Origin of the sequence: Enterobacter sp. BIDMC 26 (genome assembly GCF_000534435.1) — a bacterium.
In the GTDB taxonomy this organism is placed as follows: domain Bacteria; phylum Pseudomonadota; class Gammaproteobacteria; order Enterobacterales; family Enterobacteriaceae; genus Enterobacter; species Enterobacter ludwigii.
This window is the reverse complement of sequence record NZ_KI973182.1, coordinates 1,145,043-1,171,286: the sequence shown is the minus strand read 5'-3', so window position 1 is coordinate 1,171,286 and position 26,244 is coordinate 1,145,043. Positions and strand designations below refer to the sequence as shown.

The following is a 26,244-nucleotide window of genomic DNA, read 5'->3' as shown; positions in this document are numbered from 1 at the left end:
TGCCGGTACACGACTTTTCGCCTGATGCGAAAGGTACATAGAATAAAGCGCAAGCGCGGCCTGCGCTAGCGCTTAAATCAACAAATTTCGGCGATTACGGTGCCAGCCTGTCGATTTTCCAGCCGCCATTTTCACGCTGGTATAAAAAGCGGTCATGCAGACGGTGTTCGCCGCCCTGCCAGAATTCCATCTGCTCGATCGGAATGCGGAAGCCCCCCCAGAAACTGGGCAACGGAACTTCGCCCTGCTGGAATTTCTGCTTCAGTTCGAGGAATTTGCTTTCAAGCACGCCACGCGCCGAAATACGGCTGGACTGTTTTGAGACCCAGGCGCCAATCTGGCTGTCACGCGGGCGGCTGTGGAAATACTTCACCACTTCCAGCGTGGAGAGACGCTCTGCTTTGCCGGTGACCATCACCTGACGCTCCAGCATATGCCACGGGAACAGCAGGCTGATACGAGGATTGTTTTCTAAATGGTGTGCCTTACGACTGCCCAGGTTGGTGTAAAACACCAGGCCTTTCTCGTCATAATGTTTGAGCAGGACGATACGCTGATACGGTTGACCGTTTTCATCTACCGTTGCGACAACCATTGCCGTTGGGTCGGCGAGTTTCGCTTCGCAGGCCTGTTTCAGCCAGCGTTCAAAAAGCACGAGGGGTTCGGCGGGAAGATCCTGGCGACGCAGGCCGCCTTTGGTGTATTCACGGCGCAGATGCGCAATTTGCTGCAGTTCGTCGTTATCTGACATGGCGTTAGCTGACATTGACATTGGGTGGCGCTATTGTGCGCCGCCCCTGTAAAAATCTCAACGCTTCGGATTTTCGAGCTGGCAATTGTTCAGCACAATACGGTCTCGTTTGTAGACGGTGGCACTGTCGCCTTTCGACCAGAAGACATAAATTCCGTCCGTGTAGCGTGCGCCGGAGGCAGAAATGCCCTGCTTGAGGGTGAGCAATTTGTTGTCGTAGACAAAACTGGCTTCCTGACGCGGATTGTTCAGCTTAACGGTCAGCGGTTTTTCATCACAGCGATACTCCAGGGTATCGGTCTGCATGCGATCAAGGAACTGGTTGTAGACGCTGCATCCTGACAGCAATAAAGGCGCGGCAATAAGAAGAAGTTTTTTCATGGGCGTATTCCGAAGACTTTCCTGGTCCTGGAGGGCATGGCTGCCCTCCTGTTTCATTCCATTCTAACGACCACACGCCGCGCTGAATTTCAGTTAACTCTGATTATGACGTGGATTCGCCGGGAAAATGGCCCCGAGGACGCTGGCCTCACGTGCGCCAGTCACCGACGGCAAATTGCCCGGAAGCCCGGCAATGGTGCGCCAGGCAAGCCAGGCAAAGGCCAGCGCTTCCATATCATCGCCGCTGATGCCGGCTTCATCGGTGGTCGTCACCTCGGTACCTGGCAATAACCCAGCAAGACGTGCCATCACCAACGGGTTACGGCTGCCACCGCCGCACACCAGCAGGCGTTCGCATCCACCGCTGAGAAGAACCTGTTCCGATATCGAAACCGCCGTTAACTCGGCGAGCGTCGCCTGGACATCCTGCGGTGCAAGCGCCGGGAACTGCGCCAGCTGACGTTCGAGCCAGCCATAGTTGAAATATTCGCGCCCCGTGCTTTTGGGCGCCGGTAAAGCGAAGTACGGATCGCTTAGCATGGACTGCAACAGCGGGATGATCACTTTGCCTTCGCTGGCCCACTGCGCGTCTTTATCATAAGCCTGACCACGCTGACGCCAGATCCAGGCATCCATCAGCATGTTACCCGGGCCGGTGTCATAGCCGCGTACGGGTTGATCCGGGATAAGCAGAGACAGGTTGGCGATACCGCCAATGTTCAGCACCATTCGGCGCTCTGTCGGATGGGTCAACAATGCCTGATGAAAAGCGGGCACCAGCGGCGCGCCTTGCCCGCCAAGCGCAATATCGCGACGCCGAAAATCACCGACTACGGTCACGCCCGTCTTCGCCACAATCTGGTTGTTGTCGCCGATTTGCAGGGTATGCGGTGCATCGCCGACCGGCTCATGCCAGACCGTTTGTCCGTGACAGCCGATAGCGACGACATCCTGCGGGCGAAGCTTTTCTTTATGCATCAGGGCCAGTACCGCATCGGCAAACAGCGCCCCCAGCCGCACATCAAGCTGACCAAGCTGAGAAAGCGTCAGTTGCTGCCCCTGACAGACACTGAGAATGTCCTCTTTCAGCGCCAGGGGGATAGGCCAGGTCAGGCTCGCCTGCTGTGCCACCATGTTTTCATCAATAGCGGCCAGAACGACGTCTACGCCATCCAGACTGGTACCCGACATCACACCAATGTAGCGACCCGATTTCATGCGCTTTCCTTACGTTGCGTGGGCTAATGCTCTCCACTCAACCATAAACAGCGCCGCTTTGCTATCCGGCGATAATATTTTTTAACAATCTCAGACAGGTAACCTGCCGGGTGCCCGTTTATGTCTCGTTAAGTTAAATTCAAGTACAATTTTCTTATTGTTAGTGCAAAGATATGAACTATGGCCCCTTATGCCATATAATTTAGCCATAACGGATGCCCGCCATCGGGCGTTTTTGGTGAACAGGAGATTCAAATGATTTTACGTGTACTGGGCGTTTCGCTGATCGGTTTAACCCTTGCAGGCTGTGTGAATGACAGTTCACTTTCTGGCGACGTGTACAGCGCTTCTGAAGCCAAACAGGTTCAGAGCGTCACTTACGGTACCGTTGTTAACGCACGCCCTGTACAAATTCAGGGTGGCGATGACAGCAACGTGATGGGTGCCATCGGCGGTGCTGTGCTGGGTGGCTTCCTCGGTAATACCGTAGGCGGTGGCACGGGTCGTTCGCTGGCCACGGCAGCAGGTGCCGTTGCGGGTGGTGTTGCAGGCCAGGGCGTTCAGGGTGCAATGAACAAAAGCCAGGGCGTAGAACTGGAAATCCGTAAAGATGACGGCAGCACCATCATGGTAGTACAGAAACAAGGTAATACCCGTTTCTCTGCCGGCCAGCGCGTTGTTCTGGCGAGCAACGGAAGCCAGGTCACCGTTTCTCCACGCTAATTCAAACTGGATGTGGTCATCAGACCACATCCATTTAACAAATCCATTTAGCAAAGCCATTTAACAAAGCCCGTAAACAAATCTATTTACATAAAATATAATTATCAGCAATATATTTACAAAAAACATTCCCGCCATGAATCATTAAGCGCGGTATATCTTGTTCCTGCGCAAAGTATTTACTCTCCACGCCTGTTACTCTCTTTCTTACTTTACATTTTTTAATTTTATTATTCCGTCAAATCCCTATGCTTGCACTACAACGATATTTTAAGAACCCTTATATTACATTCTGTTTTGGATGCATCGTCGTCGTTGGAATATTACAAGGTCTCTTTGTAAAACTGGTCGAATTAGTCCCTTCATTCTCACCGCTGCTATTCCCGACACTTACCATATTTTTGCTGGTATTCCACCTGTTTATTGCCTGCTTCATGGTCATGAAATACTGGTGTGACAGACGGCGGTTGTACCTTATCGCCCTCGCCTCGGCCTTCGTCGGGTCGACGATGCTGATGGCCGGCACCCTGTCCAGCTTCCCGTCATGGCTGGATCTCTATCAGTTCAATGTTGTCGACTATAACGACGCCATGATCTTCTTTATGTTCCGTCATATTCTTATGGCGGTGCTGATAATAGTCTCAGCGTTACTCTATTCCATTCGGGATTATCCCCTTTCACGCCCCGCGCATATTGCCGTGGTTATCGGTACAATGCTGTTTACGGTTTCTATGGTCGCCCTGGCCTGGTTCTGCTCCAGCCACTCGGCACTGATAACGCTGGATCTGGTGGATAATGAAACCCGGCAATTTATGGTTCTCTGGAGCCAGGTCATAAATATCTTTTTGATTCTTCTCTGGGTTGTGGCGTTAGCAACGTTAATGACGATTACCCGGGTGCGGAATCTTTTTTGGGTTGGCGGTAATTTCTTATGTGTTTGTTATGTCCTGACGCTCTCATTACTGTTAGCCGGCGGGCATGCTGAGGACACGTCCTGGTATCACGCTCGCTTATTCGAAACCGTGGCGACGCTGATGATTATTTTTGTCCTGCTGTACGACGTCTTTAACCTGTATCGCGACTCGCACATAAAGTATCAGCAGTCTTATCAGAACTCGATCCGCGACCCGCTGACGCGCCTCTACAACCGCAGTTATTTTTACGACACCTTAAATCAGGCACTCAGCATCAGCAAAACCAACCACCCTGTGTCGGTTATCGTCAGCGATCTCGACCGTTTTAAGCGCATCAATGACTGCTACGGCCATCTGCAGGGAGACAAAGTATTGCAGTTTGTCGCCAACCTGCTGATGGATTCCGTCCGCCCGCAGGACATCGCGGCACGTATTGGTGGGGAAGAATTTGTCCTGATGCTGACCAATACTTCGTCGGAAGCAGCGTACCAGGTGGCTGAACGCATACGGCTAAAGCTGAGCAGTTTTGATAAGGTCAGCAGCGGAGGTCAGTTACCTGAATCCATCACGATTAGCATGGGGGTGTTTACCGCCACCTCTCCGACGACGACCGCTGAAGCGTGCGTGGAGAATGCTGACAAGGCGATGTATGAAGCGAAAGAGACCGGGCGTAACCGTGTCGTTGTGTCGAGGTAAAAAAGGCCTTGCTGCTGCAAGGCCTTGTGATGGTGTCAGTCGCGTGACTGCAGCTCATGGATGTTCTGCTCAAGGCGCCCAATGAGGCTGATGAGCAGTTCAAGCTCTGCGGGTGAAACCCCGGAAAGGATTTCGCCGCGCGTTTTGGTGATAACGGCTTCCATTTCAGTAATGATAGGGGCCGCTTTCTCAGTGAGCTTAATCCGCTTAGCGCGACGATCGCTGGCGCAGGTTTGCCGGGAGATGAGTCCTTTCTCTTCCAGTTGGTCAAGCGTACGTACCAGTGACGGTTGCTCAATGCCGATCGCTTTTGCCAGTTGAATTTGTGACTGGTCGGGTGGCAGCTGATGAATGTTATGCAGCGTGACCCAGTGTGTCTGTGTCAATTCCAGAGGTTTCAGGCGATGGTCAATCAGAGCACGCCAGACGCGTACCAACCTTGCCAGATCAGAACCTAATGGCGATTCCAATTTCATCTCCTTATAATTAGCTTGCTAAGTTATTATACTGATTTTAGAATAGTGTGCAGCATTTGTATTGGCAAAACAAATGCAATACTGCATTCATCGAACTTAAAAGGATGACTTACACTGAATTGTGATGTTCCATCAGATTAAGACTCGCCCTCGCGGCATTTTGTTCACTGCAAAGGATCTCTGCCCGTGACGTTTTTTCAAAGCTCCGTGGGACTCCCCCTTCAGGACCTGATTTTCGGTGCGTCAGTCTACTTTCCGCCCTTGTTTAAGGCCGTCCTGGTCGGCTTTATGATTTGGCTCATAGCCCATCGCCTGCTTCGCGACTGGATGTACTCCGGCGAGATTTGGCACCCCATGTTAATGGACCTCTCCCTGTTTGCCCTTTCCGTATGTCTGGGCCTTGCTGTCTTGATTGTGTGGTGAATATGCCCCTGAAAACGCTGAAGTACTTTTCCACGCTGATTGTTCTTGCTCTGGCCCTGGTTGCCGGGTGGTGGCTCTGGAATTTTTATATGCAGTCACCCTGGACACGTGACGGCAAAGTGCGGGCTGAGCAGGTCAGCATTACCCCTCAGGTATCGGGCAGCATCACGACGCTTGTCGTGAAAGATAACCAGTACGTTAAAAAGGGTGACGTGTTATTCCGTATCGACGACACCCCCTATCATATTGCGATCCTTAACGCCCAGGCACAGCTGGCGAAGGCCCAGTCTGATTTAGCAAAAGCCAATAACGAAGCCAATCGCCGCCGGCATTTGTCGCGCAACTATATTTCCGCAGAAGATTTAGATACTGCCAATATCAACGTTAAGGCCATGCAGGCGAGCGTGAACGTCGCGGAGGCTACGCTCAAACAGGCGCAGTGGGAGCTGACACAAACCGTTATTACCGCGCCAGTCGATGGATGGATCACCAACCTGTCAGCCCGCGCGGGGAATTATGCCACCGCCGGGCAACCCGTTTTCGCCCTTGTCGACAGCCACTCGTTCTATGTGGTGGGTTATTTTGAAGAGACCAAGCTTCGCCATATTCGCGAAGGGTCTCCCGCTACCATTACGCTTTACAGCGGCTCGCAGAGGTTACAGGGTCACGTCTCCAGCATTGGCCGCGCCATCTACGATCAGAGTGTTGAATTGGATTCAGGCCTGGTACCGGACATTAAACCGAACGTGCCGTGGGTGCGTCTGGCCCAGCGCGTACCGGTTCGTGTGGAGTTTGACCATTTACCGCAGGGCATAACGCTGGTCTCCGGCACAACCTGCACCGTCGCCATCGGGACCCGTTGATGAACCTGCAGGCCCTCTCCTGGCGAAATACGCCGTGGATGAAAGCGACACATCCGCAGTGGCGCTATGCGCTGCGTAATGGCATTGCGATGTGTCTTGCGCTGACTGTTGCCTATTACCTCAACCTTGATCAGCCCTACTGGGCAATGACCTCTGCCGCGGTGGTGAGTTTCCCCACCGTCGGCGGGGTGATCAGCAAAAGTCTTGGACGTATTGCCGGCAGCCTGTTGGGTGCCACCGCAGCGTTAATCATTGCAGGTCATACGCTGAACGATCCGTGGCTTTTTTTGTTGAGCATGGCGATATGGCTGGGCTTTTGTACCTGGGCCTGCGCGCACTTTACGAATAACGTTGCCTATGCCTTCCAGCTGGCCGGCTATACCGCCGCCATTATCGCCTTTCCGGTGGTGAATGTGCTCGATACCACCGAGCTGTGGGACATCGCACAGGCGCGCGTCTGTGAAGTGATTGTCGGTATTCTGAGCGGCGGTTTCATGATGATGATACTGCCGAGCACTTCCGATGGCACCGCGCTTATTACCGCCCTGAAGACCATGCATACCCGTTTACTGGAGCACGCAAGCCTGCTCTGGCAACCGGATACCAACGACGACATCCGTCTTGCGCACGAAAAGGTGATCGGCCAGATCCTGACCATGAATCTGTTACGCATTCAGGCCTTCTGGAGCCACTATCGCTTTCGTCGTCAGAACACCCTGCTGAACTATCTGTTGCATCAGCAGCTGCGTATGACCAGTTCAATCTCCAGCCTGCGCCGGATGCTGCTCAACTGGCCTACACCCCCTGCACATACGCGCGCCGTGATTGAAACGCTGCTCGCGGCGCTTGCACGCCCGGATGCCGACATCTACACCGTCGCGAAGATTATCGCCCCGCTCGCGCCAGTAGATGAGTATGATTACCGTCACCGCGCCTTCTGGCAGCGTCTCAACTATTTTTGCCGGTTGTATCTGCGCAGCAGCCGCTGGATTAACGCCGTGGAAAATGCCACCCCGGTCACCGAGTTCGCTGTCCCCGGTAGCCCGGCGCTGGCACGACACACAGACTCGATGGAGGCACTGTGGAGTGGTTTTCGTACCTTTTGCGCGCTCACGCTGGTTGGCGCGTGGAGTATCACCACCCAGTGGGAGTCAGGCCCTGCGGCCCTGACGCTTGCTGCTATCAGCTGCGTGCTGTACTCCGTCGCCGCGTCACCGTTCAACTCCCTCACGCTGCTGCTGCGCACCCTGGTGCTGCTCTCGCTGTTTAGTTTTGCCGTGAAGTTTGGGTTGATGGTGCAGATAAGCGACCTGTGGCAGTTCCTTCTGTTCCTGTTCCCGCTGTTAACTACCATGCAGCTGCTGAAGCTGCAAATGCCCAAACTCGCGGGGCTGTGGGGACAGCTGATTGTGTTTATGGGCTCGTTTATCTCCGTCACTAACCCGCCGGTTTATGACTACGCCGATTTTCTCAATGACAATCTGGCGAAGATCCTTGGCGTTGGGCTGGCGTGGCTGGCATTTGCGGTGTTACGTCCGGGTTCAGATGCGCGCAAGAGTCGCCGTCATATCCGCGAGTTACGCAGAGGTTTTGTCGACCAGTTGAGTCGAAAACCGCATTTACGTGAAAGTGAGTATGAATCGCTGGTCTATCACTATGTCAGCCAGCTCAATAACAGCCAGGACTCCCTTTCGCGCCGCTGGCTGTTGCGCTGGGGCGTGGTGCTGTTGAACTGCTCTCACGTGGTCTGGCAACTTAGGGCATGGGAAACACGGTCCGACCCGCTGTCGCAGGTTCGTGATGTCTGTATCACCCTGCTACGCGATGTCATGAGCGAACGCGGTGTCCAGCAGCGTCCACTGGAAACCACGCTTGCTGAACTTCAGCGAATTTGCGATACCCTTGCGCACCATCACTCGCCTGCAGCACGAGATTTAGCCTCGATAATCTGGCGCCTGCACTGCTCGCTGTCGCAGCTGGAACAGGCACCGGCTCCGGGTACAATTGGGGATCACATCACCCCGCAGGCATAGCGAGCCCCGCCACCGCCAAGCGGTTTTGGCTGATCGGACATATTGTCGCCGCCGACATGGATCATCAGCGCCTTGCCTTTCACTTCATCCAGCTTTTTCAGCCGCGGCGCGACGACGGGATCCGTGGCTTTGCCGTCGTTATTCACCACCAGCACCGGCAAATCGCCCAGATGTCCCTTACCGTCAGGACCTTCATGCTTACCGGTATGTTGTGGGTCGAGGTGGCCGCCTGCCGCCTCCGCAGCCGAGGCTTTACCCTCTTTTAATGCGGGCTGACAGCTACCGTTAGCATGGACATGGAAACCATGTTCGCCAGGAGGAAGGGCTTTGAGATTGGGCGCGAATTCCAGCCCCTTGTCGGTTTCAGTGATTTTCACCGTGCCGATGGACTGACCTACACCCTGAGAGGTGACGAGATTCATTTCCACTTCATCACTGGCCGCCTGCGCACCTGCACAGACCACCAGCGTGACGAGAGCCAGAGTAAAACGCTTCATATGACCTCCACGGGTTGTTTTTTGCCCCTTAAGTTTATACCAGGGGCAAAGATTTCACCGGAAAGTCACGTTTTACCGGTTACGGGACGTCGTAACCCAGCGCCGCTTTGCGGATGCGGAACCACTGCTGACGGGTCATCTGCAACTCTTCCGCGGCAATGGCGGCGCGTACGCGTTCAATTTTGCCCGAGCCAATGATTGGCAGTGGTTTTGACGGCAAACGCAGGATCCACGCGTACACCACCTGTTCGATGCTTCCGGCATTCAGTTCGCGGGCAATGGTCTCAAGCTCAGTGCGCAGCGGCTGGAATTCATCATCATTAAACAGACGTCCGCCGCCCAGGCACGACCACGCCATCGGACGGATACGCAATTGCTGAAGCTGATCGAGCGTGCCATCCAGCAGCAGCGGCTGATGAACCGGAGAAATTTCAACCTGGTTGGTGGCCAGGGTAAACGGCAGACGAGACTGCAGCAGCGCAAACTGTGCAGGGGTAAAGTTTGATACGCCGAAATGACGCACTTTGCCGCTTTGATGCAGATTCAGAAACGCTTCGGCCACCTCATCGGCATCCATCAACGGATCGGGGCGATGGATCAGTAGCAGATCGATATGATCGGTCGCCAGATTAACCAGCGACTGTTCGGCGCTCTTAATGATGTGCGCGCTGTCGGTAATGTAATGGCCGAGAGCATGTTCCGGTTTTGCCGTCGTGGCAATCCCGCATTTGGTGACGATCTCCATGCGTTCGCGTAACGCAGGAACCAGTTTGAGTGCCTCGCCGAACGCGGCTTCACACTGATAGCCACCGTAAATATCAGCGTGATCGACCGTGGTGATCCCTAAGTCGAGATGCTCTTCAATAAAGCTTGCCAGCTGGAGGGGGGACATATTCCAGTCCATCAGGCGCCAGTAGCCCATCACAAAACGGGAGAATTCTGGCCCCTGGGGGGCAAGGGTAATTCGCTGAACCATAACATTTTCCTCAAGGACGTGATGTCATGAGTATACGCAATTACCGTGTTAAAACAGTGAAGGTTGCTGGGGTTCTTCGGTGTCACCGGCTTTGTTTGCGCGTATTTTGCGCAGAAGTCGCTGTCGACAGAGACGGAGCACCTCCTGTTTCTGCGTGTCGCTGAAGTGTTGCCAGTTAAAACGCTCATCGCGCGTGCGCATGCAGCCACGGCAATATCCGCGTTCATCCACCTGACAAATACCCCGGCACGGGCTCTGGATGGGGAAAAACTCCAGTTGCTCTGCCACACTCACCTCCCGATAACGACTATCACCTACAGTGAAGACGCTAAACGTCCCGCGTGCAAGGGCTTTACCACAGTTTTGTGGCATTAAGGTTTCACTAATCTTCGTTCTCTATACTCGCCCCATCATTAAAATTGCAGGTTTTCTGATCGATGTGGCTAATCAAAAAGTTACAATGTAACGATATAAAATTTACTCTGGGCTGTGCACTTTTCTTTACCGTATTAAACGCGCTGTTTATTCAGCGTAGCTGGGCAATTATCGCGCCCGCGCATATCCATGACGTCCTCTTTGCCGCGTCCGTTCCACTGGTGCTGTTTTGCGGCTGGGTCATTGTTTTTAGTCTGCTTAATATCCCGTTTATCCGTAAGCCGCTGCTGATTGTCTTGACCGTCGGATGCGCCGCCGCGACTTACTTTATGTATACCTACGGCGCGGTTATCGATCAGAACATGATTGTTAACGTGTTCGAAACCAACTCTCAGGAAGCCACCGCCCTGGTGACGCCGCAGATGATCCTGTGGATTGTCGTTGCCGGTCTTGTTCCGTCCGTGGTGCTGGCCATGATCCGCATTCGCACCGGGAAATGGTGGTACGCCCTGCTGACCCGTTTTGCCGCAATGCTCGGCGCCCTGCTGGTTATCATCCTCATCGCCGCCCTGTTTTATAAAGACTACGCGTCGCTGTTTCGCAATAACAAAAGCATCGTCAAAATGGTGACCCCCGCTAACTATGTCAGCGCGATGGTCAAATACAGCAAAATGCGCTGGTTTGCAGGCGATCAAACGCTGGTCCGAATCGGTGAAGATGCCCATAAAGGGCCGCTGATTGCAGGCCAACAAAAGAAAACCGTTCTGGTGCTGGTCATCGGCGAAGCGTCACGCGCCGCGAACTACTCCTTGAATGGCTACGGGCGTGAAACAAACCCCGAGCTGAAAAAGCAGGATGTGATTAACTTCCCGCAGGCCTCCTCCTGCGGCACCGAAACGGCCGTTTCCGTGCCCTGCATGTTCTCCGGTATGACGCGCAGTAAATACGATGCCGACCTGGCCCATCACCAGGAAGGGTTGCTGGACGTGCTCGCCCATGCGGGGATCAATATGCTGTGGCGTGACAATGATGGCGGTTGTAAAGGCGCCTGCGATCGCGTTCCCCATACCGACATGACCCAGTGGAAACTCGATCAGTTCTGCAAAGACAACTCCTGCATTGACGATGTGAACTTCACCCGTCTGGACAATGTTCTGGATGGCCTGAAGCAGGACTCCGTACTGGTCATCCACCTGATGGGCAGCCACGGCCCGGCATACTATCGCCGTTATCCGGATAATTTCCGCAAATTTACGCCAACCTGCGATACCAATGAAATTCAGGATTGCGATCACCATGCGCTAATGAATACCTATGACAACACCATCCTGTATACCGACAGCATGGTCAGTAAAACCATCGATGCCCTGAAAGCGCGTCAGGCGAGCATGAATACCGCCCTGATTTACCTTTCGGATCACGGGGAGTCGCTGGGCGAAAGCGGGATTTATCTGCACGGCACGCCGTATCTGCTGGCACCAGAGCAACAAACGCACATTCCGTTTATGTTCTGGTTATCACCAGACTATGCGAAAAATTTCGGCGTCAACGCGCAGTGTTTACGTGACCATGCAGCAAAAAATGCGGTTTCGCAGGACAATTTGTTCTCTACCGTATTGGGTATGATGGACATTAAATCAAAGGTTTATCAACAACAGCTGGATATTCTGAACGCATGTCGCCACTGAACACGCTTGCAATAGACCGAACGGTCTATTAGAGTGCGGCCATGAGCAGAAATACAGAACACGATACCCGAGAACATTTACTGGCGACCGGCGAGCGACTTTGCATGCATCGCGGGTTCACCGGTATGGGGTTGAGCGAGTTATTAAAAACCGCTGAGGTACCGAAGGGGTCGTTTTATCACTACTTCCGGTCCAAAGAGGCGTTTGGCGTGGCAATGCTGGAGCGGCACTATGCCAGCTACCATCAGCGCCTGGCAGCGCACTTTGCCACGGGCGAAGGTAATTATCGCGATCGTGTTCTGCACTTCTATCAGGAAACGCTGAACCAGTTCTGTCAGCAGGGCATCATCAGCGGTTGCCTGACGGTAAAACTTTCTGCCGAAGTGTGCGATCTTTCAGAAGATATGCGCACAGCAATGGATAAAGGGGCACGCGGGGTTATCGCCCTCATGGCACAGGCGCTGGAGAAAGGCCGCGATGAAAAAACGCTGACTTTTCCCGGCGAACCTTTAACCCAGGCGCAGGTTTTATACGCCCTCTGGTTAGGCGCGAACCTGCAGGCCAAGATTTCTCGCAGTGCGGTGCCGCTTGAAAGCGCACTGGCACATGTAAAAAGCAGCATTACTACGCCTCGCGTATAGCAGGCGTTTTTATTTACGTAATTACTAGACGACTGGTCTACTCAGGAGCCTTTATGTCCGCTGAAAAATTATTTACCCCCTTGAAAGTGGGTGCCGTTACCGCGCCAAACCGTGTGTTTATGGCCCCGCTTACCCGTCTGCGCAGCATTGAGCCGGGTGATATCCCTACCCCGTTGATGGGTGAATATTACCGTCAGCGCGCAAGCTCTGGCCTGATCATCACCGAGGCCACTCAGATTTCTGCTCAGGCTAAGGGTTACGCTGGCGCACCAGGTCTGCACAGCCCGGAACAGATTGCCGCGTGGAAAAAAATCACGGCTGGCGTTCACGCTGAAGAGGGTCGTATTGCCGTCCAGCTGTGGCATACCGGTCGTATCTCTCACAGCAGCATCCAGCCTGGCGGTCAGGCACCGGTTTCCGCCTCTGCCCTGAGCGCGAACACCCGCACCTCGCTGCGTGATGAAAACGGCAATGCGATCCGCGTTGATACGTCTATGCCGCGCGCTCTTGAACTGGACGAGATCCCGGGGATTGTTAACGATTTCCGCCAGGCCGTGGCGAATGCGCGTGAAGCCGGCTTCGACCTGGTTGAACTGCACTCCGCGCATGGCTATCTGCTGCACCAGTTCTTGTCACCGTCCTCTAACCATCGTACCGACCAGTACGGCGGCAGCGTTGAAAACCGTGCGCGCCTGGTGCTGGAAGTGGTGGATGCCGTATGTCAGGAGTGGAGCCCGGACCGCATTGGTATCCGCGTTTCCCCGATTGGTTCTTTCCAGAACGTTGATAACGGCCCGGACGAAGAAGCGGATGCCCTTTATCTGATTGAAGAGCTGGCAAAACGGGGTATCGCGTATCTGCATATGTCCGAGCCAGACTGGGCCGGTGGTCAGCCTTACACTGAAGCCTTCCGTCAGAAAGTACGCGAACGCTTCCACGGTGTGATCATCGGTGCAGGTGCATATACCCCTGAGAAAGCTGAAGATTTGATTAGCAAAGGTTTGATCGACGCCGTTGCATTTGGTCGCGATTTTATCGCTAACCCAGATCTGGTCGCCCGTCTGCAGCAGAAAGCTGCGCTGAACCCTCAGCGTCCGGAAAGCTTCTACGGCGGCGGCGCTGAAGGTTATACCGACTACCCTACCCTGTAATCTCTTCATTGCTCATTGATAGCGGCGACCTTTCGCCGCTATACTAAAACATCGTTTCTGTTCAAATAGATATTCTATTCCATTGGTTAATGAGGAAATTATGCGCCTACTTCACACCATGCTGCGCGTTGGCGATCTGCAACGTTCTGTCGATTTCTACACTAACGTACTGGGTATGAAACTGCTGCGCACCAGCGAAAACCCGGAATATAAATACTCGCTGGCGTTTGTGGGTTACGGCCCGGAAACGGACGAAGCGGTCATCGAACTGACCTACAACTGGGGCGTGGACAGCTATGAGCTGGGCACCGCTTATGGTCATATCGCGCTGGAAGTGGACAACGCAGCCGAAGCCTGTGAACGTATTCGCAGCAACGGCGGTAACGTGACGCGCGAAGCTGGCCCAGTCAAAGGCGGCACCACCGTGATCGCGTTTGTTGAAGATCCGGACGGCTACAAAATCGAACTGATTGAAGCCAAAGACGCTGGTCGCGGTCTGGGCAACTGATCCCGCAGGGCGCAACATGCGCCCGTACTTTTACTGCATCCCCATCCAAAATTTGCCATAATGCGCACTGCTTTTTTCCCCATGTAAGAGACCCTGATGTCCGATAACGCTCAATTTAGCGGTCTGTGCGACCGTTTTCGTGGTTTTTATCCTGTTGTGATCGATGTTGAAACAGCCGGATTTAACGCTAAAACCGATGCGCTGCTTGAAATTGCCGCCATCACGCTGAAGATGGATGAACAGGGATGGCTTACACCGGACACCACGCTGCATTTCCACGTTGAACCGTTTGAAGGGGCCAACTTACAGCCCGAGGCGCTGGCCTTTAACGGCATCGATCCGCATAACCCGCTGCGTGGTGCGGTAAGTGAATATGACGCGCTGCACGCCATTTTTAAAATGGTGCGTAAAGGCATGAAAGAGAGCAACTGCAGCCGCGCCATTATGGTGGCGCATAACGCCACGTTCGATCACACCTTTACCATGGCCGCCGCTGAGCGCGCGTCGCTCAAGCGTAACCCTTTCCACCCGTTTGTGACCTTCGATACCGCGGCACTGAGCGGTCTGGCGTTGGGACAAACGGTATTATCAAAGGCCTGTATTACGGCAGGCATTGAGTTTGACGGTACGCAGGCGCATTCCGCGCTTTATGACACCGAGCGGACGGCGGAGCTGTTTTGCGAAATTGTGAACCGCTGGAAGCGTCTGGGCGGCTGGCCACTGCCGATGGGTGACAGTGAAGAATAAAAAAAAGCGACCTCATGAGGTCGCTTTTTTGTCTTCGCAGATAACTTACTCCGCGTCTGGCTCTTCCGTTTTGTACTTCGCAGCCGTTTCTTTGATCAGCTGCTGCAGTTCACCGCGCTGATACATTTCGATCAGGATATCGCAACCGCCGACCAGCTCACCGTCTACCCACAGCTGTGGGAACGTCGGCCAGTTAGCGTATTTAGGCAGCTCAGCGCGGATGTCCGGGTTCTGCAGGATATCAACGTAAGCAAAACGCTCACCACAGGCAGACAGCGCCTGAACCGCTTGCGCGGAGAAGCCACAGCTTGGCAGCTTCGGAGAACCTTTCATATACAGCAGAATCGGGTTTTCAGCGATCTGGCGCTGGATTTTTTCAATAGTGGTGCTCATGTCTTGCTTCCTTTAACTTCTGTTACGGCATTCGTCTGTCATTGTAGCGGTTCAGACTGCCATCGGAAAATAACATTTTTGTCACGTCTTTCTTATTTTACCGCGAGTGATGAAAAGTTGCATTGCAAATGGTGTTTAACCCTGCGGCACTCAGGGTTTTGTTTAGGGAGTGAACAATAGTGCGACAGATTGATGAATTTTTTTGCACTTGCTAACGAAACAGGATTGTAGATTGAAAAATGCTATTAACTTATCGGGTTTTTATAGATTAGAATCGACGGGCTTTGTAAATCATTCGCGGGTATTATTGATGACCTGCATTTATCAGGGGACTGCCCAGTGGCGCGGATAAATAAAATCTCGATCACGCTCTGTGCTTTACTGTTTACAACACTCACTTTCACGCCAGTGGCGAACGCCTCTCAACAGGCGCGGCACTCTGCTGTACAAAAAACGCATCTGGCCAAAACCACAGACCGTAAGAAAAAAACCACCAGCAAGAACGACAAGAAAAAGACCACCACCCAGACTAAAAAGACCGCCTCCAGCAAGACGAAAACAAAACCTTCCCGCACTGCCCACGCAACCAAAAGCAAAGCCTCGCAAACTGCAGCTAATCTCGTGACGGAAAAATGCATCCCCCGCAAAGGTCATAAAGCGAAATGCACGAAGGTCACGAAAATAGCGGAAGTGCATAAGGTTCGCGTACAGAAAGCGCAAAAAACGGCGTTGAACAAACTGATGGGGCAGATTGGCAAACCCTATCGCTGGGGCGGCAGCTCACCGCGTACCGGTTTCGACTGCAGTGGCCTCGTCTATTACGCCTATAAAGATCTGGTGAAGTTCCGAATTCCACGTACCGCCAATGAGATGTATCACCTGCGCGACGCGTCACCGGTCAACCGCGGTGAACTGGAGAATGGCGATCTCGTCTTCTTCCGCACTCAGGGGCGCGGCACGGCTGACCACGTTGGCGTATATGTAGGCAACGGGAAATTTATCCAGTCCCCACGTAGCGGCCAGGACATCCAGATAACCTCTCTCAGTGAAGACTACTGGGTACGTCACTATGTCGGCGCACGCCGCGTGATGACGCCAAAAACCATTCGCTAACCCCTGCCCTGCCACAGCCGTGGCAGGGTAAGTTCCTCTTTTGCATACCCTTTCAATTTGCTATTCTGTCCCTGTTGTCTGTGTGGTTATTGGCAACATAAAAAACAATAAGGAGAGAAGCAATGTCGTTCGAATTACCTGCACTACCATATGCAAAAGACGCCCTGGCCCCGCACATTTCTGCGGAAACCCTGGAGTATCACTACGGCAAACATCACCAGACGTACGTCACCAATCTGAACAACCTGATCAAGGGCACCGATTTTGAAGGCAAAACGCTGGAAGAGATCGTCCGCAGTTCAGAGGGCGGTGTCTTTAACAATGCCGCTCAGGTGTGGAACCACACCTTCTACTGGCACTGCCTGGCACCGAATGCAGGCGGCGAACCTACGGGTGAACTGGCTGGCGCGATTAACGCGGCATTTGGCAGCTTTGCTGATTTTAAAGCGAAGTTTACGGATGCTGCAGTCAAGAACTTCGGTTCTGGCTGGACGTGGCTGGTGAAAGACGCGGATGGCAAACTGGCTATCGTTTCCACCTCGAACGCGGGTACGCCACTGACCACCAGCGCAACGCCGCTGATGACCGTGGACGTCTGGGAACACGCTTACTACATTGATTACCGTAACGCGCGCCCGAACTACCTGGAGCACTTCTGGGCACTGGTTAACTGGGCGTTTGTGGCGAAGAACTTCGCCGCGTAAGAGACACGCAGAAGGGTTTGCCCTTCTGCGTTTTTTCATTATTCAGCAACGCACGCTGCTTCCGGCTGTTTACGGCCAGACATCATTACTAACAGCAGGCCGAGCGCGGCAATTATCGCCCCCATCACCGGCACAAAGCTGTATCCCAGGCCACCAGAAATGACGGCACCACCGGCAGCGGCACCGAGCGCATTGCCAAGGTTAAACGCGCCAATATTGACCGACGACGAGAGACCCGGTGCCTCATGGGCAACGCGCATCACGCGCATCTGCAGCGGCGGAACCACGGCAAAGGTCGCAGCCCCCCAGACAACCATCGCCATCGCCGCCCCGACTTCATTACGCGCCAGCCACGGAATGGCGATCATGATGACAATCAGCAGCGTTAAAAAGCCTTTCAGCGTCCCGCTCACGGAACGATCGGCGAATTTCCCGCCGAGATAGTTGCCAATAGAGAACCCGACACCAATCAGCACCAGCATCGCGGTCACAAAGAGAGGCGTCGCGTGGGTGATATCGTGCAACACCGGTGAAATATAGGTGTACAGGGTAAACATGGCACCCGCCCCCAGTACGGTGGTCAACAGTGCGGAGAGCACCTGCGGACGCATCAGTACCGACAGCTCTTTGCGGACGTCAGGACGTTCACCAGCGCTGCCTTTCGGCAAGGAGAAGTACAACGCCACCATGGCGATAACACCCAGCACGGCCGTCGCCAGGAACGACATGCGCCAGCCGATCGCCTCACCCAGCCAGGTTGCGGCAGGTACACCGCCAATGTTGGCAATCGTCAGACCCATAAACATGGTTGCCACGGCACTCGCCTGCTTGTGTTTTGGCACCACGCTTGCGGCCACAACCGATCCCAGCCCAAAGAACGCGCCGTGGTTAAGACTGGTCAGAATGCGGGACAACATCAGGGTGGTGTAATCCGGAGCAATGGCGGAGAGCACGTTGCCCAGCGTAAATATCGCCATCAGGAAAATCAGCGCATTGCGGCGCGCGCGGTGTGAAAGCAGAAGCGTCATGAGCGGTGCCCCCACCATCACGCCAATGGCGTAGGCGCTGATGAGCATCCCGGCCGCCGGGATAGAAACATCCACGCCCCGGGCGATAACAGGCAGTAACCCCATCGGGGAGAATTCAGTGGTGCCAATCCCAAAAGCGCCAATCGCCAGGGCAAGCAGGGGAAAATTGATTTTCATGCGTCAACTCCGGATGCCGTGTCATGTCGTGACACAGAACAAAGAAGCCGAAAGCATGACATCAATCACAAAAAATGAGAAGTTAACAAATTGGCAAAAGATTTTTGCCGCAGGCGTAACAATCAGGAAAACTGAGAGGGAGAGAGCTCTCCCTCCGTGTAAATCAGTGCAATGCAGCCGTCAGACCCGCCGCAACAATCAGAGCCAGTACAATAACGGTGGTCACCAGCGAAAACTTCAGATCGTAGCTCATCAATTTTTCTCCTTTTAATCTCCCCACGAAAAGTGAGCCTGCTCATTTTTACACAGTTTAGTTCAAAAATCTTCCTGGATTTAAACTGATAACCACTTTAGCTCTTCCCCTTTTCATCAAGATAGGACAAAATTCCACGCTAAATTTATTAGCGTACCGGCCATTGACCCCCTCCTGACGTCCTGTGTCGTTTTCCCGGCGTGCCGCAATTCAAGATTGCGTGATAAGGGTGAGAGAAGGCAAACGTTTACCTTCAAGTTTTTCAGGAGTTTAGGATATGGTCTGGAGTGACATTTAATGGCAACAATTAAAGACGTAGCAAAACGCGCAAACGTTTCCACTACAACCGTATCACATGTAATTAACAAAACCCGCTTTGTGGCGGAAGAGACGCGCAACGCCGTCTGGGCGGCAATCAAAGAATTACACTATTCACCGAGTGCGGTGGCGCGCAGCCTCAAAGTTAATCACACCAAATCCATTGGTTTGCTGGCAACCAGCAGTGAAGCGGCCTATTTTGCCGAGATCATTGAAGCGGTCGAGAAAAACTGCTTCCAGAAAGGCTATACCCTTATTCTGGGCAACGCGTGGAACAGCATTGAAAAACAGCGCGCTTATCTCTCCATGATGGCGCAAAAGCGTGTGGATGGCCTGCTGGTGATGTGTTCAGAGTATCCGGAGTCCGTGCTTTCCATGCTGGAAGAGTACCGCCATATTCCTATGGTGGTCATGGACTGGGGCGAAGCACGTGCAGACTTCACCGACTCCGTCATCGATAACGCGTTTGAAGGCGGCTATATGGCAGGCCGTTATCTGATTGAACGTGGTCACCGCGAGATTGGTGTGATCCCGGGTCCACTGGAGCGCAACACCGGTGCCGGACGTCTGGCCGGGTTTATGAAAGCAATGGAAGAGGCGCTGATTACCGTGCCGGAAAACTGGATCGTGCAGGGTGACTTTGAACCGGAATCCGGTTACCGCGCGATGCAGCAGATTGTCTCCCAGTCGCATCGCCCGACAGCCGTTTTCTGTGGCGGTGACATTATGGCAATGGGTGCTCTCTGTGCCGCCGATGAACTGGGTTTGCGCGTGCCGCAGGACATTTCCGTGATCGGGTATGACAACGTGCGCAACGCGCGCTTCTTTACCCCGGCGCTGACCACCATCCACCAGCCAAAAGACTCGCTGGGTGAAACGGCCTTCAATATGCTGATGGACAGGATCGTCAACAAGCGTGAAGAGTCTCAGTCCATTGAAGTTCACCCGCGTCTTATCGAACGCCGTTCCGTTGCGGATGGTCCGTTCCGCGACTATCGTCGTTAATCTTTTACGGGGCCAGTTATACTGGCTCCCGTAGCCATTCCCGGTTAAGCGTCTCACTGTCTCCCAGGTAATCCAGAAGCCAGGCCATTGCGGGCGACACATCACTTTGTTGCCAGGTGAGGCAACAGGCCGCATCCGGAAAAGGATTTTCCAGCGTCAGTTCAACCCATTCACCGGTGTCGATTCGGGGCCGCGCAAAATGGCCAGGGACCATGGCAACGCACAGCCCGGCGCTGAGGCATGTTGCTGAGGATTCCCAGTCCGGCGCAACCACCCGTCGCTGGTTATCCAGCAGCCAGGTAATGCGTTTGGGCAACGAACGCGAGGTATCTTCAAGAACCAACGATGGCCAGTTACGGAGCGTTTCGTCGCTGAGCGGCCCGTCCAGGTCAGCCAGCGGATGATCGCTTGCCACCACACATTTCCAGCTGAGCATGCCCATGTCGCGAAAGGCAAAGCGTCCCCCAACCGGGATCGCCTGCGTGGCACCGATCGCCATCTCTGCCCTGCCATCCGCCAGCGCATCCCAGACGCCGTTAAACACTTCCTGGGATACCCGCAATTCGACATCCGAGAAATGGCGATAGAAATCGACAATCATTTGTCGGGTACGTTCCGGTTTTACGATGTTATCCACGGCAATCGAAAGATGTCCTCGCCAGCCGTTAGCGATCTGCTGACACTGTTCGCGGGTGATCTGCATTTTTTTGATAACAGAACGCCCTTCTTTCAAAAACCATGCCCCGGCGGGCGTTAATTCCACATCACGGTGACGCCGTTCAAACAGCGGAACGGCCAGCCATTCCTCAAGCTGACGCACCGTATAGCTGATTGCCGAGGGGACGCGGTGCAACTCCTGCGCTGCACCGCTAAAGCTGCCGTTGCGTGCAACAGCATCGACCACTTCAAGAGAATAATCTGACCACATTTTCTGCCTGCAAAAATTTTGAATGCACTCGCCAAATATTAGCGTTTCACAAGCTGCTTTGCACTCCCTACACTCTGCGCAAACATAGACCTGCCTCCCTCAGGAGAAAAAAACAATGCAACCCAGGAAAGGATTTTTAGTCTGGCTCGGTGGTTTAAGCGTGCTGGGCTTTTTAGCTACCGATATGTACCTGCCCGCCTTCGCCGCAATGCAGGAAGATTTACAGACCCCGGCGGCAGCCATCAGCGCCAGCCTGAGCTTATTCCTCGCGGGCTTTGCCTTCGCGCAGCTGCTCTGGGGGCCGCTCTCTGACCGCTTTGGTCGTAAACCGGTGCTGTTGCTAGGGCTGGCTATCTTTGCCGTCGGCTGTCTGGGAATGTTATGGGTACGCGATGCAACCTGGTTGCTGGTACTGCGCTTCGTGCAGGCCGTTGGCGTCTGTGCTGCCGCGGTGACCTGGCAGGCGCTGGTCACCGACTACTATCCGGCCAACCGTACAAACCGCATTTTCGCCACCATTATGCCGCTGGTAGGGCTTTCGCCTGCCCTCGCCCCGCTGCTCGGGAGCTGGATCCTGGCGCATTTCGACTGGCAGGCCATTTTCGCTACGCTGTTTGCCATCACGCTGGTCCTGATGATCCCGGCATTCACACTCAAAGCGGCACATAAGAAAGAGACGCCTGCTGACACGACACCGGTGACCTTCACCTCTCTGCTGAGCACCAAAGCGTACCGCGGTAATGTCCTGATTTATGCCGCCTGCTCGGCGAGTTTCTTCGCGTGGCTGACCGGTTCGCCGTTCATTCTTCACGATATGGGTTACAGCCCGGCCGCCATCGGTCTGAGCTATGTCCCGCAGACCATCGCGTTTCTGGTCGGGGGCTATGGCTGTCGCGCGGCGCTGCAAAAATGGGAAGGTCAGCAGATGCTGCCCTGGCTGCTGGTACTCTACGCGCTGAGCGTGATCGCCACCTGGGCTGTGGGCTTTATCCCGGGCGCAGGTCTGGCAGAAATTCTGATTCCCTTCTGCGTGATGGCCGTGGCGAACGGTGCGATTTACCCTATCGTGGTAGCCCAGGCATTACGTCCGTTCCCACAGGCAACAGGTCGTGCGGCCGCGCTTCAGAATACCCTGCAGCTGGGTCTGTGCTTCCTGGCAAGCCTGGTGGTCTCTGCGCTGATTGCCACGCCGCTCCTGACCACCACCAGCGTCATGCTGGTTACGGTTGCGCTGGCCCTTCTGGGATACCGCATGCAGTCAGCGGCACAACGTGAGCAGGATGACCGCACAGAGGTGAAAACCTCGCATGCATAATCGCGCCAGAAATTATGTTAAATATCAGTGATTAGGTTGCTAAGAATTTTCTATTGAATCACCAAATTTTGAGGCCTATACTAAATTTGGTTCGATTAAATACGATAAATATTAAGTGTTAACGGGAGCCGGAGCGCTCCCGTTTTACCATGGAAGGCATTTCGGCAAGGGTTATCTCCCTTCCTCTGTTCTACGTCGGATACTAGCCTCACGGGGAAATACCGTGAGATTTCTCACAAACCATAAAAAGCGTCTACGCTGTTTGAAGGTTCTGATCACAGTAAGGTGATGGAGAAGCTATGAGTTCATCGTGTATAGAAGAAGTCAGCGTTCCGGACGATAACTGGTCCCGGATCGTCAGTGAACTGTTAGGTCGTGCAGGCATCACTATTAATGGATCTTCGCCATCCGATCCACAGGTTAAGCATCCCGACTTTTTTAAACGCGTATTGCGAGAGGGATCGTTAGGCCTGGGGGAAAGTTATATGGACGGCTGGTGGGAGTGTGAACGGCTGGATATGTTTTTCTCCAGCGTTTTACGCGCCGGTCTGGAAAACCAGCTCCCCCGCAATCTGAAAGATACATTACGTGTCGCCTCCGCCCGGCTGTTTAATCTGCAAAGCAAAAAACGGGCGTGGATCGTCGGCAAGGAGCATTACGACCTCGGTAATGACCTGTTCAGCCGCATGCTCGATCCTTTCATGCAATATTCCTGCGCCTACTGGAAAGAGGCCTCAACCCTTGAAGAAGCACAGCAGGCTAAGCTGCGTCTGATTTGTGAAAAACTGCAGCTACAGCCGGGCATGCGTGTGCTGGATATCGGCTGTGGATGGGGTGGTCTGGCCTATTTTATGGCGAAGCATTATGGTGCCAGCGTGGTCGGTGTGACCATTTCAGCTGAACAGCAAAAAATGGCACGGGAGCGCTGCCAGGGCCTTGATGTGGATATTCGCCTTCAGGATTATCGCGACCTGAACGAGCAGTTTGATCGCATAGTCTCCGTCGGCATGTTCGAACACGTGGGGCCGAAAAACTATGACACCTACTTCAGCGTGGTGGACCGTAACTTGAAACCTGACGGCATCTTCCTGCTGCACACCATTGGTTCTAAGCGCACCGACAATAACGTCGATCCGTGGATCAACAAATACATCTTTCCGAATGGCTGTTTGCCGTCCGTTCGCCAGATTGCTAACGCCAGTGAACCTCATTTCATTATGGAAGACTGGCATAACTTTGGCGCGGATTATGACACCACGTTGATGGCATGGCATTCACGTTTCCAGGAAGCCTGGCCAGAAATTGCGGACAACTATTCTGAACGGTTTAAACGGATGTTCAGCTATTATCTCAATGCCTGCGCAGGCGCCTTTCGCGCGCGTGATATTCAACTTTGGCAGGTTGTTTTCAGCCGAGGGATAGAACACGGTTTGCGGGTCGCACGCTAAAAAAACCCCGGATTTCCGGGGTTCATTTTATTCTTCTTCTGCGGTCTTTATTATTGCGGCTTCTTTTGCCGCCAACAGCCGCTCAACGGTATCCACAACCGCCTGAGTCTGCGGATCGATTTCGATATTAACCCGATGCCCCAGTTTTTTCGCCCCCAGGGTTGTACGCTGGAGAGTTTCAGGAATTAAATGCACGCAGAAACGGGTCGGCGTCACTTCCCCAACCGTCAGGCTAATCCCATCAATACCAATAAATCCTTTATACAGGATGTATTTCATTAATGAAGGATCCTGCACTTTAAACCAGATTTGACGGTTATTTTCCGAGGTGACAATCTTCGCCACTTCCGCGGTGGTCATAATATGGCCTGACATCAGATGGCCGCCAATCTCATCGCTGAACCTGGCCGCACGCTCTACGTTTACGGTATCCCCCACCACCAGCTCACCCAGGTTGGTGATGCGCAGCGTCTCTTTCATTAAATCAAAGCTAATCTGGTTCCCGTTAATTTCGGTTACCGTCAGGCAACAGCCGTTATGTGCAATCGAGGCGCCAGTTTCAATGCCATCAAGCATATATTCCGGAAGCTCAACCACATGAGTTCGGAAATTAGGTTTTTCATCAATGGACACCACTTTGGCGGTGCCCTGCACAATACCAGTAAACATGCTTACAACTCCTGTTTTTTCCGGACGGTGGTGACACCGTTTAATCCCACCACAATAACAGTTGGAAAAACAGGTTGCCAGCGGAGCGCATTTTGTGGCGATTTTTTCACTAGATAAATAGCTAAACCCCGCTACAATAGCTGGCACCCCCCTGCATTTTCTTCTTGCTGCCAGTTACGGCGGCCTTTTTAGTCTCTCAAATAACTAGAATATAAAGGTGTTCACGTGCAGAAGTACATGAATGAAGCGCGCCAGTTATTGGCACTGGCTATACCAGTGATCATCGCGCAAGTAGCCCAGACCGCAATGGGATTTGTGGATACGGTAATGGCGGGTGGCTACAGCGCCACCGATATGGCCGCCGTGGCAATAGGCACCTCGATCTGGCTTCCGGCCATCCTGTTTGGCCACGGCCTGCTGCTCGCCCTCACCCCGGTTATCGCTCAGCTAAATGGCTCAGGGCGACGTGAACGTATTGCCCATCAGGTTCGACAGGGGTTCTGGCTGGCAGGATTTGTCTCCGTGCTGATAATGGTTGTGCTGTGGAATGCCGGTCATATCATCCGCGCCATGCATAATATTGACCCGGCACTGGCTGACAAAGCCGTCGGCTATCTGCGGGCCCTGCTGTGGGGTGCGCCAGGCTATCTGTTCTTCCAGGTCGCGCGTAACCAGTGTGAAGGCCTGGCGAAAACCAAGCCCGGAATGGTGATGGGCTTTATCGGCTTGCTGGTGAATATTCCGGTGAACTACATCTTCATCTATGGTCACTTCGGTATGCCGGAGCTCGGCGGCGTCGGCTGCGGCGTGGCGACGGCTGCCGTCTATTGGGTGATGTTCTTCAGTATGATCTCCTATGTGAAACGTGCTCGTTCAATGCGCGATATCCGCAATGAACGTTCGTTCAGCACGCCGGACTGGAACATCATGACGCGTCTGGTGCAGTTAGGCCTGCCGATTGCACTGGCGCTGTTCTTTGAAGTGACGCTGTTTGCCGTGGTCGCCCTGCTGGTTTCTCCGCTCGGCATTGTGAACGTAGCCGGTCACCAGATTGCGCTGAACTTCAGTTCCCTGATGTTCGTATTGCCGATGTCGCTTGCCGCAGCGGTGACCATTCGCGTGGGCTTTCGTCTGGGGCAAGGTTCGACGCTGGATGCGCAAACGGCGGCCCGCACGGGGCTTGGCGTCGGTGTCTGTATGGCCATCTGTACGGCACTGTTTACCATCACGCTGCGTGAGCAAATTGCCCTGCTTTACAACGACAACCCGGAAGTGGTGGCGCTGGCATCCCATCTGATGCTGCTTGCCGCGGTGTACCAGATCTCCGATTCCATACAGGTGATTGGCAGCGGCGTACTGCGTGGGTATAAAGATACGCGTTCGATCTTCTTTATCACCTTCATCGCTTACTGGGTGCTGGGTCTGCCGTGTGGTTATATCCTGGCGCTTACCGACCTGGTGGTTGACCGCATGGGGCCGGCAGGATTCTGGATGGGCTTTATCATCGGCTTAACCTCTGCGGCAATTATGATGATGCTGCGCATGCGCTTCCTGCAACGCCAGTCATCCTCGGTAATATTGCAACGCGCTGCACGTTAAATACGCAGTAGCCGCCAGCTGGCGGCTACTTTCTCTTCACTTTGCGCGGTAATAAAGCAATCGCGTGAAATCAGAGAGAAAAATGCATTTTCCCTCTTGCCTCAACGATGCTGTGCCGCTAATATTCGTCCCCGTTGTCACCGACAACACGTTGCGTTCATAGCTCAGTTGGTTAGAGCACCACCTTGACATGGTGGGGGTCGTTGGTTCGAGTCCAATTGAACGCACCATTC

Annotated in this window: 28 protein-coding genes and 1 tRNA gene; 17 read left to right on the top strand and 12 right to left on the bottom strand. The window is 53.7% G+C overall.

Features of this window, described 5'->3' with window-relative positions; all coding sequences use genetic code 11:
* Positions 1 to 94 precede the first annotated feature (94 nt).
* The 3 genes from pdxH to anmK form a co-directional block, all read right to left on the bottom strand.
* Positions 95 to 751: a pyridoxamine 5'-phosphate oxidase gene (gene pdxH, locus L462_RS17685; protein ID WP_025204349.1), complete on the bottom strand. Its 657-nt coding sequence runs from the start codon at positions 749 to 751 to the stop codon at positions 95 to 97.
* A gap of 57 nt (positions 752 to 808) precedes the next feature.
* Positions 809 to 1,132, bottom strand: a complete 324-nt coding sequence (gene mliC / locus L462_RS17690; RefSeq protein WP_020884329.1) for a C-type lysozyme inhibitor — start codon at positions 1,130 to 1,132, stop codon at positions 809 to 811.
* Positions 1,133 to 1,225: 93 nt separating this feature from the next.
* Positions 1,226 to 2,350, bottom strand: a complete 1,125-nt coding sequence (anmK, locus tag L462_RS17695; RefSeq protein WP_020884330.1) for an anhydro-N-acetylmuramic acid kinase — start codon at positions 2,348 to 2,350, stop codon at positions 1,226 to 1,228.
* Between the two features lie 255 nt (positions 2,351 to 2,605).
* Between anmK and slyB the strand changes: the two genes are divergently transcribed.
* Positions 2,606 to 3,073 (top strand): outer membrane lipoprotein SlyB, encoded by a 468-nt coding sequence (slyB, locus tag L462_RS17700; RefSeq protein WP_014169789.1) that lies wholly within the window; start codon positions 2,606 to 2,608, stop codon positions 3,071 to 3,073.
* Positions 3,074 to 3,321: 248 nt separating this feature from the next.
* On the top strand, positions 3,322 to 4,683 hold the full coding sequence (locus tag L462_RS17705; protein ID WP_032678024.1) for a sensor domain-containing diguanylate cyclase: 1,362 nt from the start codon (positions 3,322 to 3,324) through the stop codon (positions 4,681 to 4,683).
* A gap of 35 nt (positions 4,684 to 4,718) precedes the next feature.
* Here the strand turns inward: L462_RS17705 and slyA are convergent, their stop codons facing one another.
* Complete coding sequence (gene slyA, locus L462_RS17710) at positions 4,719 to 5,159, bottom strand: transcriptional regulator SlyA (protein ID WP_014169785.1); 441 nt, start codon at positions 5,157 to 5,159, stop codon at positions 4,719 to 4,721.
* A 186-nt stretch (positions 5,160 to 5,345) separates the two neighbouring features.
* On the opposite strand from slyA, the gene L462_RS17715 reads away from it, so the two are divergent.
* Genes L462_RS17715 through L462_RS17725 form a run of 3 tightly spaced genes read left to right on the top strand, consistent with a single transcriptional unit; the run spans position 5,346 to position 8,478 of the window.
* Positions 5,346 to 5,582 carry a DUF1656 domain-containing protein gene (locus tag L462_RS17715; RefSeq protein WP_020884333.1) on the top strand — a complete coding sequence of 79 codons (237 nt, stop codon included), beginning with the start codon at positions 5,346 to 5,348 and terminating at the stop codon, positions 5,580 to 5,582.
* 2 nt (positions 5,583 to 5,584) lie between these two features.
* Positions 5,585 to 6,445, top strand: a complete 861-nt coding sequence (locus tag L462_RS17720; protein ID WP_032678022.1) for an efflux RND transporter periplasmic adaptor subunit — start codon at positions 5,585 to 5,587, stop codon at positions 6,443 to 6,445.
* Positions 6,445 to 8,478: an FUSC family protein gene (locus L462_RS17725; protein ID WP_032678020.1), complete on the top strand. Its 2,034-nt coding sequence runs from the start codon at positions 6,445 to 6,447 to the stop codon at positions 8,476 to 8,478. The genes L462_RS17720 and L462_RS17725 overlap by 1 nt, the downstream gene beginning before the upstream one ends.
* Here L462_RS17725 and sodC read toward each other — a convergent pair.
* The 3 genes from sodC to L462_RS17740 all read right to left on the bottom strand — a co-directional run bounded on the left by sodC (position 8,457) and on the right by L462_RS17740 (position 10,239).
* Positions 8,457 to 8,975, bottom strand: coding sequence for a superoxide dismutase [Cu-Zn] SodC (sodC, locus tag L462_RS17730; protein WP_032678019.1), 519 nt, complete (start codon positions 8,973 to 8,975; stop codon positions 8,457 to 8,459). The genes L462_RS17725 and sodC overlap by 22 nt on opposite strands.
* A 79-nt stretch (positions 8,976 to 9,054) precedes the next feature.
* Positions 9,055 to 9,951 (bottom strand): aldo/keto reductase, encoded by an 897-nt coding sequence (locus tag L462_RS17735; protein ID WP_014169781.1) that lies wholly within the window; start codon positions 9,949 to 9,951, stop codon positions 9,055 to 9,057.
* A gap of 48 nt (positions 9,952 to 9,999) precedes the next feature.
* On the bottom strand, positions 10,000 to 10,239 hold the full coding sequence (locus L462_RS17740) for a DUF1289 domain-containing protein (protein ID WP_020884337.1): 240 nt from the start codon (positions 10,237 to 10,239) through the stop codon (positions 10,000 to 10,002).
* A 149-nt stretch (positions 10,240 to 10,388) separates the two neighbouring features.
* Here L462_RS17740 and eptA point away from each other — a divergent pair, with 149 nt between their 5' ends.
* The 5 genes from eptA (at position 10,389) to rnt (ending at position 15,061) form a co-directional block, all read left to right on the top strand.
* A complete protein-coding gene (gene eptA, locus L462_RS17745; RefSeq protein WP_032678018.1) occupies positions 10,389 to 12,014 on the top strand; it encodes a phosphoethanolamine transferase EptA in 1,626 nt (541 codons plus the stop codon).
* Positions 12,015 to 12,055: 41 nt separating this feature from the next.
* Positions 12,056 to 12,655, top strand: coding sequence for a TetR/AcrR family transcriptional regulator (locus L462_RS17750; RefSeq protein WP_014169778.1), 600 nt, complete (start codon positions 12,056 to 12,058; stop codon positions 12,653 to 12,655).
* A 53-nt stretch (positions 12,656 to 12,708) separates the two neighbouring features.
* On the top strand, positions 12,709 to 13,806 hold the full coding sequence (locus L462_RS17755) for an alkene reductase (RefSeq protein WP_020884339.1): 1,098 nt from the start codon (positions 12,709 to 12,711) through the stop codon (positions 13,804 to 13,806).
* A 100-nt stretch (positions 13,807 to 13,906) separates the two neighbouring features.
* Positions 13,907 to 14,314: a lactoylglutathione lyase gene (gene gloA / locus L462_RS17760; protein ID WP_020884340.1), complete on the top strand. Its 408-nt coding sequence runs from the start codon at positions 13,907 to 13,909 to the stop codon at positions 14,312 to 14,314.
* Between the two features lie 96 nt (positions 14,315 to 14,410).
* Positions 14,411 to 15,061, top strand: a complete 651-nt coding sequence (gene rnt, locus L462_RS17765; protein WP_014169774.1) for a ribonuclease T — start codon at positions 14,411 to 14,413, stop codon at positions 15,059 to 15,061.
* A gap of 45 nt (positions 15,062 to 15,106) precedes the next feature.
* On the opposite strand, the gene grxD is transcribed toward rnt, so the two are convergent.
* Positions 15,107 to 15,454 carry a monothiol glutaredoxin 4 gene (gene grxD / locus L462_RS17770; RefSeq protein ID WP_003832760.1) on the bottom strand — a complete coding sequence of 116 codons (348 nt, stop codon included), beginning with the start codon at positions 15,452 to 15,454 and terminating at the stop codon, positions 15,107 to 15,109.
* A 339-nt stretch (positions 15,455 to 15,793) separates the two neighbouring features.
* Between grxD and L462_RS17775 the strand changes: the two genes are divergently transcribed.
* The gene (locus L462_RS17775) at positions 15,794 to 16,567 is read left to right on the top strand and encodes a C40 family peptidase (RefSeq protein ID WP_014169773.1); all 774 of its coding nucleotides are present in this window, start codon (positions 15,794 to 15,796) and stop codon (positions 16,565 to 16,567) included.
* A 122-nt stretch (positions 16,568 to 16,689) separates the two neighbouring features.
* Positions 16,690 to 17,271, top strand: a complete 582-nt coding sequence (gene sodB, locus L462_RS17780) for a superoxide dismutase [Fe] (RefSeq protein ID WP_020884341.1) — start codon at positions 16,690 to 16,692, stop codon at positions 17,269 to 17,271.
* 38 nt (positions 17,272 to 17,309) lie between these two features.
* On the opposite strand, the gene L462_RS17785 is transcribed toward sodB, so the two are convergent.
* Positions 17,310 to 18,476: an MFS transporter gene (locus tag L462_RS17785; protein ID WP_032678017.1), complete on the bottom strand. Its 1,167-nt coding sequence runs from the start codon at positions 18,474 to 18,476 to the stop codon at positions 17,310 to 17,312.
* A 163-nt stretch (positions 18,477 to 18,639) separates the two neighbouring features.
* Positions 18,640 to 18,729: a cytochrome bd-I oxidase subunit CydH gene (locus tag L462_RS25045; protein ID WP_032670423.1), complete on the bottom strand. Its 90-nt coding sequence runs from the start codon at positions 18,727 to 18,729 to the stop codon at positions 18,640 to 18,642.
* Positions 18,730 to 19,026: 297 nt separating this feature from the next.
* Between L462_RS25045 and purR the strand changes: the two genes are divergently transcribed.
* Entirely contained in the window at positions 19,027 to 20,052 is a 1,026-nt protein-coding gene (purR, locus tag L462_RS17795; RefSeq protein ID WP_014169769.1) for an HTH-type transcriptional repressor PurR, read from the top strand.
* 16 nt (positions 20,053 to 20,068) lie between these two features.
* On the opposite strand, the gene punR is transcribed toward purR, so the two are convergent.
* A complete protein-coding gene (punR, locus tag L462_RS17800) occupies positions 20,069 to 20,980 on the bottom strand; it encodes a DNA-binding transcriptional activator PunR (RefSeq protein ID WP_032678016.1) in 912 nt (303 codons plus the stop codon).
* 115 nt (positions 20,981 to 21,095) lie between these two features.
* On the opposite strand from punR, the gene punC reads away from it, so the two are divergent.
* Complete coding sequence (gene punC, locus L462_RS17805; RefSeq protein ID WP_032678015.1) at positions 21,096 to 22,295, top strand: purine nucleoside transporter PunC; 1,200 nt, start codon at positions 21,096 to 21,098, stop codon at positions 22,293 to 22,295.
* A gap of 299 nt (positions 22,296 to 22,594) precedes the next feature.
* Positions 22,595 to 23,743 carry a cyclopropane fatty acyl phospholipid synthase gene (gene cfa / locus L462_RS17810; protein WP_014169766.1) on the top strand — a complete coding sequence of 383 codons (1,149 nt, stop codon included), beginning with the start codon at positions 22,595 to 22,597 and terminating at the stop codon, positions 23,741 to 23,743.
* A 27-nt stretch (positions 23,744 to 23,770) separates the two neighbouring features.
* Here the strand turns inward: cfa and L462_RS17815 are convergent, their stop codons facing one another.
* Positions 23,771 to 24,412 carry a riboflavin synthase gene (locus L462_RS17815; RefSeq protein ID WP_020884345.1) on the bottom strand — a complete coding sequence of 214 codons (642 nt, stop codon included), beginning with the start codon at positions 24,410 to 24,412 and terminating at the stop codon, positions 23,771 to 23,773.
* 225 nt (positions 24,413 to 24,637) lie between these two features.
* Here L462_RS17815 and mdtK point away from each other — a divergent pair, with 225 nt between their 5' ends.
* Complete coding sequence (mdtK, locus tag L462_RS17820) at positions 24,638 to 26,011, top strand: MdtK family multidrug efflux MATE transporter (protein WP_014169764.1); 1,374 nt, start codon at positions 24,638 to 24,640, stop codon at positions 26,009 to 26,011.
* Between the two features lie 153 nt (positions 26,012 to 26,164).
* Positions 26,165 to 26,241: transfer RNA gene (locus L462_RS17825), tRNA-Val, on the top strand.
* Positions 26,242 to 26,244 lie beyond the last annotated feature (3 nt).